Source organism: Sporomusa sp. (assembly GCF_035561255.1).
Taxonomy (GTDB): domain Bacteria; phylum Bacillota; class Negativicutes; order Sporomusales; family Sporomusaceae; genus Sporomusa.
Window position 1 is genome coordinate 1 of the sequence record NZ_DATMXX010000385.1, and the last position, 10,519, is coordinate 10,519.

Below are 10,519 nucleotides of genomic sequence, written 5' to 3' on the forward strand. Positions count from 1 at the left end.
CTTCAGTGAAGCAATCTCGCTTTTCATTTATAATATTATGGAAAACAGGCCGGTATATTATGGGAACGAAAGCCAGGCACTGGTTTCCAATGAAAGGCAGTTTGTCGTGTATATGCTGACGCTAATGCAGGATCCTGAGATTTATGCCGGTGACACCGAAACGATCAATGGTATAATCGGCAATTTTATGCAGCTTATCCAATTAAAAAATTCGAAGCTGTTCTTACACAGCCACCAGGTCGCTAATTATGCAGTAAGTGTTGCTGCAAAAATGCGGCTGCCCCGGGAAGAGATTGAGCGGATTCGCATGGCAGCACTGTTACATGATATTGGGCATATTACAGTGCCTAACCAAGTGCTGTCCAAAGTGCCTTATCTGTCAACCCGTGAGATGAGCGTGTTCAAAAACCATTGCAATGCCGGCAGCTGCATGCTGGAAAACATCCCCTGCTGCCAGGAACTCATTCCCTATATCCGTTATCATCATGAACGGTTTGACGGTACAGGTTACCCCAAACGGCTCAAGGGCGTAAACATCCCGCTCGGCGCCCGCATCATTGCCGTTGCCAACCATTATGACCGGTTTATCAACCCCTGCACACAGAACTGGGTAAAGACCAAGGACGAGGCGGTACGGGAACTGCTCAGCCTGTCCGGAATGGCCTTTGACCCCGAGGTTGTCAGGGCTTTTATCGATGCGTTAGGGTAACACTACCTCGCCCCGCTGGCCAGGGCCAGCCCCTGAACCTTAACCGCCCCGGCCTGCTTCAATACCGTGGCGCACTCATTCATCGTAATCCCGCTGGTGAGGATATCATCAACCAACAGAATGCTTTTACCGCTAATTAGTTCAGGGCGCGTTACCGCAAACGCGCCCTTACTGTTTTTACGCCGTTCTTTGAGAGACAGCTCCCATTGGGGGGCTGTCTCCCTGGTTCGCTCCAAGGCCTCCAGCCAGTTAAGACCTTGCCGGTTTGCCCAGGGTTTAAAGATGAGCGTGGTCTGGTTAAAGCCACGCTCCCTGAGACGATCAGCGTGGAGCGGTACAGGTACTACCGCATCAATCCCCTCATAATACCCAGGCGCTACGGCATAATCGATCAGCCGGCCAAGGCGTTCGGCATGCCTGGTAATGCGGCGAAACTTCATATCACGGATCAGTCGCCGGACCGGGCCGGAATAGTCGACAACCGCCTGGCATTCATCCAGGGCGGTCAGGTTATGGATCGACAGCGCTACCTGAGTGGCCTTGGCTAATCTGCCCAGACAGGCCTGGCACCAGCCATAGCTGTCTGCCCATTGCCGGCAAGCCGGACAGCGTTGCGGGAAGATGAGTGCCAGCAAGGCTTCCAGCCAGCCTTTTAGCATAGGCTTTCACCCCGCAGGCGTTCGGCCAGCAGCGAATAGCGGCGGCGGGTCCGGTCACTCATCACCGCAGTATTGAGTGCCGCCCGGGTACCAAGCAGGATTACCCGCTCCTTGGCCCGGGTAACCGCCGTATACAACAGGTTGCGCTGCAGCATAATGTGATGGCCCGGGGTCAGCGGCATAACGACAACCGGGTACTCACTGCCCTGGCTTTTGTGGACGCTCATAGCGTAAGCCAGCGTCAGCTCGTCATGCTCCCCTTTATCGTAGACAACATCATCCTCCGGGTAGCGCACAAGCACCTTGCCGTCGGCAATTGCCACAATAGTACCAATATCGCCGTTAAATACCTTTTTGCCATAGTTATTGCGGATCTGCATGACTTTATCGCCTTCACGCAACATCTGATTAGCACCCTGGAGAAAATCCTTGCCTTCTGCAGGCGGGTTTAACGCCGCCTGCAGCAGCCTGTTTAGATTCTCGACCCCGCAGGGCTGACGGTGCATTGGCGACAATACCTGCACCTCCCGCAAAACATCAAACCCTTCCTGAGCCAGCTCAGTCTGGCACAACTCCACAACCGCCTGTGCAGCCGCTTCACTGTCAGCCTGTTCGCGGAACTGAAAATCAGTACTGCCGCATTCAGGTAGGCGCCCCCGGTTGATCCGGTGGGCGTTAAGCACAATCATACTCTCGCCGGCCTGACGGAATACCTCGGTCAGGCGCACCACCGGAATTGACTCTGAACGAATAATATCTTTAAGCACAGAGCCCGGTCCCACAGCCGGCAGCTGGTCGACATCACCAACCAGCACCACCCGGCAGCCATCAGGAACCGCCTGCAGGAAACAGCTCATCAGCAGCATATCCATCATCGACGTTTCATCAACAATAACCACATCGGCATCCAGCGGATTGAGCTCATCCCTGGCAAACATCGGCTCATCCTCGGCCCCGCCCCCGGCCTCCAGCAGGCGGTGAATGGTCATGGCCTCCCTCCCGGTGGTTTCACTCAGCCGCTTGGCTGCCCGGCCGGTAGGGGCACCCAGAATAATCTTCCCCCCCTGCTTTTCCAGCAGGGCCAGAATACCACGCACAGTCGTAGTTTTCCCGGTGCCCGGCCCGCCGGTTAATACCAGCACACCATGCGACAGGGCTGCCGCCAGAGCCTGACGCTGCGCGTCTGCCAGCGTTACCCCGCCTGTTGCTTGCCAGTCATCAATAAGTATATCGCTATCCACCCCGTCGATTGGCTTGGCTTCCTCCTTGAGCTTCAGCAAGCGTTCCGCCACTGCCAGTTCAGCCCGGTACAGATAGCGGGGATACACCAGAGTCATCCCGTGAAAGTCTTCCGTATAAAGTTTGCCAAGCTTGATCTGTTCACTGACAACACCGGCAATATCAGCCTTGTTACCATTGAGCAGCTTCGCAGTCTCTTCTGTCAATACCGCTTCCGGCACACAGCAATGCCCGGCCAGACCTGTTTGCAGTAAAGCAAACTGCACCCCGGCGGCCAGCCGGGACTGATGGTCCCGGTCAAAGCCGACCGCCATCGCAATCTGGTCTGCGGTACGAAAACCAATGCCTTTTACCTCTTCGGCCAGCCGGTAAGGATCTGCCTCCAGCACCCCTACCGAATTTGAACCATAACAGGCGAAAATCCGGGCCGCATACGCCCCGGTAACCCCATGCATCTCTAAAAAAAGCATAACCTCTTTCAGCTCAGCCTGCTCGGCATAAGCCTTGCGGATCTGCTCCACTTTTTTATCGCCAATGCCTTCCACTTCAGCCAGACGATGCGGGAAATGTTCGATAACCTCCAACGTCCTGCCACCAAAATGCGCAACCAGCCGGGCGGCCATCGCCCGGCCAATGCCCTTAATCGCCCCTGAAGCCAAAAACCGTTCTATGCCCTGCAACGAGGTGGGTGCAACCCGCTGGCAGTGACCTGCCTTAAACTGCCGTCCATAACGGGCATGCTCCACCCATTCGCCGGTCAGAGTCACCTGCTCACCAACCAGCGGCGCCGGAAAGCTGCCGGTAACGGCCACTGTTCCGTTATCACCGTCCGGCTTAAGGCGAAACACGGTAAAACTGCCGTCAGTTGACTGAAACGTTATATTTTCAACAATACCTTCAAGTTTGTTATCCACTCTACTAACTCCCAAACATAAGTTCCTACTCTTATTCGCAACACCTGCCAAAAAATCCTGCATTTTTTCATTTTTCTAGCAGGATTTTTATCAACAATGGAGTACTTTAAACAAAAGAAGAGTAATTGTTACAATAATTTACATTATGCGAGGCATAACAACTGTGAAAGAAAACATGTACACCTATCACTACTTTCAGAACCGCGCCATTGAGCGGCCGTCGCGCTCTGCCAGCTATGTTTTTCATGTGGCCTTGTTCTCCTCAACTGCGTACATTGCTACCACGCTTCTCTACCTCATCCGCTAACAGGATCAGGGTAGTGAATACCAGGCCATGACGAGCAGTTTGCAATGTACACCAAACGCCCTGTTACAGAGTTTCTGTAACAGGGCGTTTCTGCATTCTTACACCAGAGCTACCGTTTCACGGCTGCGAATCCGGGCCTCTACCGTTTCCGCCAGCGTGCTGCCTTTAATGCTAAAGATATTCTTCGCCACAATGTCTTGCATGACAACCTGGGCCTCAGCCAGTGTCAAACCATCTTTGGGATCAGGCACACTAAGGATTGCCTCCTTGCCGGCATTTGTACGGAACACCATTTCCAGCGTTTTAATCATTACTTTCCCTCCTTTCTCTTACCAGTACTTCCCCCTGGTTGTTACTGATTAATAAGATTGTTGATGTCCTGGCGGATAATATCCACCAGCGTGTGCTGCTGCAGACTGCCCAGGCCCTCAGCTACCGCGAAGATATCGCTGTCAGCTGCTTCAGACTTGACGTTAGCGTACGTCCGGAGTTTGAACACCGGGCTGCCGGTTGCATTGATACCGGTCTGCACCTTGAGGACTACCTTGCCGCTTTGCGGCGCTTTTACCACTGCCATCTGTAATCACCCCCTTACTCTTAAACATTCCGGCAGGCTGCTTTTTTAAACGGGCAAAACAAAAAATATTTTTTCCAATTGCTTTTTCAAACAGGCCAGCCCCCGTTGCCGCAAGCCATAGACCGCCTGGGGCGTAACACCAAGTGCGACTGCCACCTCGGACAGCTGCCTGTCGTCCAGCAGGGTGTTAATGACAATCAGGCGTTGTTTTTCAGGCAGGGCAGCTAACGCCTGATCAATGACAGTGCTAATAAAATTACCCTCGGCCGCCAGTTCAACATGATCGGCTGCAGCCAGAATATCGAGCAAGCCTGCTGCCTCATCCGGATCGTCCTCATTAGTACCGCCACCGGTCAGCGGCAATTCCCGCTGCCAGCGCCGCCGTTCCCGTTTAAACAGATTCCAGATCGCATATTTGACCCGTCTCTCGGCATAAGCGGCAAAACATACACCGCTTGCCTGATCATAGGTCCGCACCGCCGCGGCCAGGGCCAGCCAGCCTTCGGCTGCGGCCTCTTCCCTGATCCCGCGCAGATGCGGCTGATTAGCATACTTGTTCACCAGTCCCGTAAACCGGCGGCACACCTCCGCAAACGCCGCCCCATCCCCGCTACCGGCCTGAGCCGCCATGACCAACTGTTCTATTGTCATTATCCTCACCTGTCGGCAAGGAACCGGTCCCTCTAAATTAGCGCTTGCCGCCAGCATATCACTACCGGTGAATGAAAACAAAAGCCGGCGTGGCCCAGGTCAACACCCGGGCCACGCCGACACCAACAAAAAGGACGCCAAACCGGCGTCCTTTACCACTATTCCTCTGTAAGCTCCATCCAGGCCAGATACTTTTCATCAAGACCGGCCTGCCGTGCGGCATACGCATCAGCCAGTTCCCGGCTGAGCCCGGCATCTGCATGGCTGGCCGGGTCATTGAGCTGCGCCTCAAGACAGGCGACCTCCTGCTCTAACAGGGCAATCTCCTCTTCCAGCTTCTTGACCAGCCGGGCCGTATCCGGCTTTCGCCAGCTGCCGCCTTTGCCGGCAGTGACCTGAGCTGTACGTTCCTGCCTGCCGCCCTGCTTCTTTTCCAGGACACTGGCCTGACTGGCCGCCTGGGCTGCTTCCTTTTCCGTAATTGCCTTTTTGTCGCGGTAGTAGCTATAGTTGCCGGCATATTCGGTCAACAGCCCGCCAGTAAGCTCGACAACCCGGTTAGCCACTTTATCAAGGAAATACCGGTCATGAGAAACAGTCAGGAAAGTCCCCGGGAAATTCATAATCGCCTCTTCAACAGCCTCCCGCGCCGAGATATCCAGATGATTTGTCGGTTCATCAAGGATAAGGAAATTAGCCCCGGTCAGCATCAGCTTTAATAACGCCAGCCGCGCCTTTTCCCCGCCGGAGAGATCGCCCACCAGCTTGTACACCTCGTCACCCCGGAACAAGAACGCACCAAGATAGTGCCTGGCCCGTTCCTCGCTAAAGGCAAACTCGCGCACAACCTCCTCCAGCACACTATTGGTGGCAGTCAGCGTCTCATGCTCCTGTGCGAAATACCCCAGCCGCACCCGGCTGCCCAGCTTAACCTTGCCGCTGTCTGGCGCCAAATCCCCGGTCAGCAGCTTCAGCAGCGTCGTTTTGCCGGCGCCGTTCGGCCCGACCAGTGCCACACCATCGCCACGCCGTACCAGCAGGGACGCCCCGGTAAGCACCCTCTTCTCACCATAACCGGCAACCACTTCCCCCAGCTCGGCTACCCGTTCGGCACACTCAGCCGGGGGGTTAAAGGTAAAGAAATCGAACCCGCACATATCCTCAGGCCGGCTAAGCCGCGCCAGCCTTCCCAGCTGACTCTGACGCCCGCGGGCCTGCTTGGACTTGATGCCGGCCCGGTACCGGTCGATATACGCCTCCGTCCTGGCAATATAGGCCTGCTGCTTGGTAAAAGCCTTGTCCTGCGCCGCCAGCTTCTCGGCCTTTTTCTCCAGGTATTCGCTATAGTTGCCATCATAGTCGGCAATGGTGTTACTCTCAATCGCCAGTATCCGTCCGGTGACATTGTCAAGAAAGTAGCGGTCATGGGAGATCACCAGCACGGCCCCTGAATACCCCTGCAAAAACTCCTCCAGCCATTCCACCACCCCTAAGTCAAGATGGTTTGTCGGCTCATCCAGAAACAGAAAGTCAGGCTGACGAATCAGGGCCCGCGCCAGACAGATCCGGGTCTTTTGCCCGCCGGAAAACTCGTGGGTCCGGCGCTGCAGGTCTTCAGCCGTAAAGGCCAGGCCAAAAGCCACCCGACGCACCGTGTTGTCCACCTCATAGCCGCCGCCCCGTTCAAACCGTTCAACAGCCAGCGCGTACTCCTTCATCAGCCTGTCAAGGCTCTCCGGCTGCTTCTCGCCGGCAATAGCGGCTTCAAGCCGGCGCATATCGGCCTGCCACCCCAGCACATCGCCATAAGCACTCACCAGCTCGTCATACAGCGTATGTTCACCAAGGGCGGTATCCTGTTCGACATAGCCGATCCGCTCACCCGGGGCCAGCGCCACCTGACCGCTGTCAGGCTTTTCAAAACCCAACAGGCACCGCACCAGCGTCGTCTTGCCGGCACCGTTAGGGCCGATCAGCCCGACCTTCTCACCGCGCCTGATTTGAAAACTAACCTCGGAGAAAATGTTTTGTATCCCATAGGCCTTACTCAGGCCGCGAACCTCCAATAAACTCATGCGTACCCTCCTGTCTGCACTACTATTGTACCCATTAACAGCCGCCGGCACAAGAGTGGCTTAACCCCCTTGCCAATAAATTACTTTTCTGTTAATATATTATTACAGAACATACGTTTGCGTATTATAGGAGGTACAGTACCATGAACCTAACTCTGCCCGCCTATACCCACATCGCTGCCATTCTCCCCTGTTACCAGGCCACCGGTGACAGTACGACCATCATCGCCGCCGATGGCAGTACCACCTGCCTTACATCCCGTGTCCGCACCGTCATCCACCGGCTGGCGAAAACCCGGGCTGTTGACCTGTCAGCGCTTAGAACCAAAACCAGAGCCGCTACTGAGCGCAAGAACCTGGAACCGCTGCCGCTGGCACCAGGGCTTGTCCTGGTGCCAGTCAAGGTTCGCCGGCCGCGGGTTGCCGGTGACACCACCACCGGCTATGTCAACCTCCACGCCGTAACAGCCGTGGTTACCAATAAAAATAAGCCTTACCAGACAACAGTCAGGTTGTCCGGCAAGACTGAGATCCCGGTGCTCTGGACGCCGGCCACCGTCAATCATCAGCTGGCATTAGCACGCCTGGCAGCAACTACAGCCCCGGCTCAGGCTGTTATGATCAGCAGCTTTCATGAAACCTTTCCCGGCTATGCCCCCGAACTGCTGACCCTGGCCGTCAAGTTAGTTGATGTATTCAACGAAATATTATGTATGAAACAAAAACAATAGCCTTACCCCTCGGTCCTGCTCCGGATAGCAATATCCCCTTTTTGTTTCCGCAGCAGCGAGGCGACAACTGCCATAAACTCCTCATTCTTAAGCCGGGTAGTTAAATCCAGCACATGCACCACCGAGCCCCGGCACAGCGGCATCGCTTCAGTGAGCGGCCGTATAGAGCTCCGGGAATGGATAATAGTCAGTGCCGGCATTTCACCAGCCAGACGCTGGAGAATAATCGGGGTTAAGTCGTCTGAACCGCAATCTACCACCACAGCGTCAATACCATGTACCCCCTCTTCGATCTCACTCACCAGATACCGCATCAAATCTTCCACTTCATATTCCATATTTTTAAGCAAAATGATAAAACTGGCGTCAGGTAACGGTACCAACTCCAACGCAGTAAACCAATTCCACACATCCTTTAACACATACCACAAACCATATAAAGCCAACGATACAATTATAATACTGACAGAATACGATAAAAACAAATTATCCTACCCCCTTCATTTGGGATAGGATAATATATGCACGCCACCCTCAATTGGTTATTAATCCAACACCACAATCTTCTGCCTGATAGCGTACAATACCGCCTGTGTCCGGTCAACCACATTGACCTTACGGAAGATATTGGTCAGATGATTCTTTACCGTCTTCTCACTCAGAAACAGCTTTTGTGCGATCTCCTGATTACTCATACCGTGACCGATAAGCTGTAATACCTCAACCTCCCGGTAGGTTAGGCGTTCTCCCTTACGGCGCTGGAGCATCGCCGCAGTTTCATGCCGTCTGTCTTCCTGCCGCGAGATCTCACCAAACAGCTGCCTGGCCAGGGTCGGGTAGATAAATGACTGCCCTTCATAGACAGTACGAATGGCCTTAACCAGCATGCCTGGCTCGATGTCCTTTAGCAGATAGCCAACAGCACCGGCCTTGATTACCTCCAGCACATAGTTCTCATCATCATGAATCGTTAAAATGATTACCTTTACGACCTTATTCTCCGCCTTGAGCCGCCGGGTTACCTCTAGCCCGTTCATGCGCGGCATATTCACATCAAGTAATAATATGTCTGGCTTAAGACACTCAACCTGTTTTATGGCCTCGTCCCCGTCAGCCGCCTCACCTATTACGAGAAAATCCGGTTCCAAAGACAGCACATTTTTAATCCCTTGCCTGAGGAGCGCATGATCGTCGGCAATTAAAAGTTTTATTGTCAAAAAACACTCACCTCCTTGCCGGGCATCTGTGCATAATATGCATAATCTTTTCAATAGTATAAATATGTCACGAATTAGATAATATGTCTAACATTCGCTTTCCTTGTCGGTTTTCCTGCAAACTTTTCTGTACATTTATTGAGGATAAGACAAAGGTCCTACTCTAGAGCAGGACCTTAAACATTATACTCAATAAATTCCTAATTTCATAAACAACCTGTTAAGAATACCGGCCCTGTTACTTTGCGGAAGCGGCTTTATTTCAAAAATCTCTACATCCTGGCTCTCAATCATCTTCTTAGGATTAATGGTCAGTATCTGCCTGGCTTTTTCCACGCCGATTAACCCATTCAGTTTTTCAGCGGTAGCCGATAAATCCGGATTACGGTTCCTGGAGCTGTGGGCATCAGAACCAATGCAGTGCACCATGTCCCGGGCAAGGAAATGCTCAGCCATCTTCATGCTACGTTCACCCATGCGCCCCATCAGGCTAGAGCCATTGACCTGGGCTAAAATTCCCCGTCTGATCCATTCCACCAGTATCTCCGGGTCTTTGGCAAGCACCGGATGACGCTCCGGATGAGCCAGAACAGGGGTAATACCACGAGCTAGCAACGTAAAAAAGAAGTCTTCGGTAAATCCCGGAATATCAATAGCCGGTAACTCGACAAGCATGTAGCGGCCACTGTTAATACAGTACGCCCCCGGCTCTTTAACCAGATCCAGAATGTCCCGGTGGATAGCAACCTCCCCACCCGGATAAACAGGTATATGTAACCCGGCCTTGCCGCCTTCGTGTTCAAGCAGCCGGCACCCTGCAACAATTTGCTCCCAGGCCGGCAGCCACTCCCCCTCAATGACATGAGGTGTAGCCACAATGGCCTTTGTGCCGTTTTTCTGGGCAATCTCCAACATTTTAAGCGAGGTATCCAAGTCCTTCGAACCGTCATCGATGGCCGGGATAATGTGACAATGCATGTCTAACATCTAATAATAAATCTCCTTTAAGTGGGTAACCTTGACTTTTAGTGTACCCTTGTACTCTTGGTTTGTCAATTATCCCCCTTACAAAAAACAAACTCCAGATAACTAAAATTACCTGGAGTGTAATCAATTATTTATTTTGTTTTTCAAACACTTTTGTGCAAAAGAACAATATTCTTCCATTGTCTCAACAAGTGACTTACACTGTTCTGAAGATAATTCTTCCGGATTACAGCTGGATTGACCCAATACCTCCCGATATATATCCTGAAGTTGATAATTACGGTAACCTAATTTTAACAACTGCTCTTTTAAAGATTCGATGCGTTCTAATTCCGTCACCTACTCTCCCCCCTACCTTACACTAAATTATCGTTAAGAAATAAGTCGTTTAACACATTCCCAATAATATTAGTGCTTAAGTCCTATTGACATTCTACCTATAACTATTATAAC

General features: G+C 52.7%; 12 protein-coding genes. 2 read left to right on the top strand and 10 right to left on the bottom strand.

All coding sequences use genetic code 11. The features are described 5' to 3' along the window. Positions 1-709: HD-GYP domain-containing protein (locus VN379_RS21925; RefSeq protein ID WP_325537847.1), on the top strand; the 709-nt coding region annotated here is incomplete at its 5' end. A gap of 2 nt (positions 710-711) precedes the next feature. Here the strand turns inward: VN379_RS21925 and VN379_RS21930 are convergent. The 6 genes from VN379_RS21930 to VN379_RS21955 all read right to left on the bottom strand — a co-directional run bounded on the left by VN379_RS21930 (position 712) and on the right by VN379_RS21955 (position 7,131). After that, positions 712-1,368, bottom strand: a complete 657-nt coding sequence (locus VN379_RS21930; protein WP_325537849.1) for a ComF family protein — start codon at positions 1,366-1,368, stop codon at positions 712-714. After that, positions 1,362-3,584, bottom strand: coding sequence for an ATP-dependent RecD-like DNA helicase (locus VN379_RS21935; protein WP_325537851.1), 2,223 nt, complete (start codon positions 3,582-3,584; stop codon positions 1,362-1,364). Before VN379_RS21935 ends, VN379_RS21930 begins: the two co-directional genes overlap by 7 nt. A gap of 342 nt (positions 3,585-3,926) precedes the next feature. Continuing rightward, the gene (locus tag VN379_RS21940; RefSeq protein WP_325537853.1) at positions 3,927-4,139 is read right to left on the bottom strand and encodes a DUF2922 domain-containing protein; all 213 of its coding nucleotides are present in this window, start codon (positions 4,137-4,139) and stop codon (positions 3,927-3,929) included. 41 nt (positions 4,140-4,180) lie between these two features. Further along, positions 4,181-4,405: a DUF1659 domain-containing protein gene (locus VN379_RS21945; protein ID WP_325537855.1), complete on the bottom strand. Its 225-nt coding sequence runs from the start codon at positions 4,403-4,405 to the stop codon at positions 4,181-4,183. 45 nt (positions 4,406-4,450) lie between these two features. Continuing rightward, positions 4,451-5,056: a sigma-70 family RNA polymerase sigma factor gene (locus VN379_RS21950; RefSeq protein WP_325537857.1), complete on the bottom strand. Its 606-nt coding sequence runs from the start codon at positions 5,054-5,056 to the stop codon at positions 4,451-4,453. Positions 5,057-5,214: 158 nt separating this feature from the next. Then, positions 5,215-7,131, bottom strand: coding sequence for an ABC-F family ATP-binding cassette domain-containing protein (locus tag VN379_RS21955; protein WP_325537859.1), 1,917 nt, complete (start codon positions 7,129-7,131; stop codon positions 5,215-5,217). Between the two features lie 143 nt (positions 7,132-7,274). Between VN379_RS21955 and VN379_RS21960 the strand changes: the two genes are divergently transcribed. Beyond that, a complete protein-coding gene (locus VN379_RS21960) occupies positions 7,275-7,862 on the top strand; it encodes a hypothetical protein (protein ID WP_325537860.1) in 588 nt (195 codons plus the stop codon). 2 nt (positions 7,863-7,864) lie between these two features. Here the strand turns inward: VN379_RS21960 and VN379_RS21965 are convergent, their stop codons facing one another. The 4 genes from VN379_RS21965 to VN379_RS21980 form a co-directional block, all read right to left on the bottom strand. Next, positions 7,865-8,347 carry a hypothetical protein gene (locus VN379_RS21965; RefSeq protein ID WP_325537862.1) on the bottom strand — a complete coding sequence of 161 codons (483 nt, stop codon included), beginning with the start codon at positions 8,345-8,347 and terminating at the stop codon, positions 7,865-7,867. Between the two features lie 60 nt (positions 8,348-8,407). Beyond that, positions 8,408-9,079, bottom strand: a complete 672-nt coding sequence (locus tag VN379_RS21970; RefSeq protein ID WP_325537864.1) for a response regulator transcription factor — start codon at positions 9,077-9,079, stop codon at positions 8,408-8,410. A gap of 189 nt (positions 9,080-9,268) precedes the next feature. After that, positions 9,269-10,066 carry a tyrosine-protein phosphatase gene (locus VN379_RS21975; RefSeq protein WP_325537866.1) on the bottom strand — a complete coding sequence of 266 codons (798 nt, stop codon included), beginning with the start codon at positions 10,064-10,066 and terminating at the stop codon, positions 9,269-9,271. A gap of 123 nt (positions 10,067-10,189) precedes the next feature. Then, the gene (locus VN379_RS21980; RefSeq protein WP_325537868.1) at positions 10,190-10,405 is read right to left on the bottom strand and encodes a hypothetical protein; all 216 of its coding nucleotides are present in this window, start codon (positions 10,403-10,405) and stop codon (positions 10,190-10,192) included. Positions 10,406-10,519 lie beyond the last annotated feature (114 nt).

Bases quoted from the DNA above. Each gene is read 5' to 3' on its own strand.
- VN379_RS21930 (WP_325537849.1), bottom strand. From the start codon at position 1,368: ATGCTAAAAGGCTGGCTGGAAGCCTTGCTGGCACTCATCTTCCCGCAA.
- VN379_RS21935 (WP_325537851.1), bottom strand. From the start codon at position 3,584: ATGCAGGATTTTTTGGCAGGTGTTGCGAATAAGAGTAGGAACTTATGT.
- VN379_RS21940 (WP_325537853.1), bottom strand. From the start codon at position 4,139: ATGATTAAAACGCTGGAAATGGTGTTCCGTACAAATGCCGGCAAGGAG.
- VN379_RS21945 (WP_325537855.1), bottom strand. From the start codon at position 4,405: ATGGCAGTGGTAAAAGCGCCGCAAAGCGGCAAGGTAGTCCTCAAGGTG.
- VN379_RS21950 (WP_325537857.1), bottom strand. From the start codon at position 5,056: ATGACAATAGAACAGTTGGTCATGGCGGCTCAGGCCGGTAGCGGGGAT.
- VN379_RS21955 (WP_325537859.1), bottom strand. From the start codon at position 7,131: ATGAGTTTATTGGAGGTTCGCGGCCTGAGTAAGGCCTATGGGATACAA.
- VN379_RS21960 (WP_325537860.1), top strand. From the start codon at position 7,275: ATGAACCTAACTCTGCCCGCCTATACCCACATCGCTGCCATTCTCCCC.
- VN379_RS21975 (WP_325537866.1), bottom strand. From the start codon at position 10,066: ATGTTAGACATGCATTGTCACATTATCCCGGCCATCGATGACGGTTCG.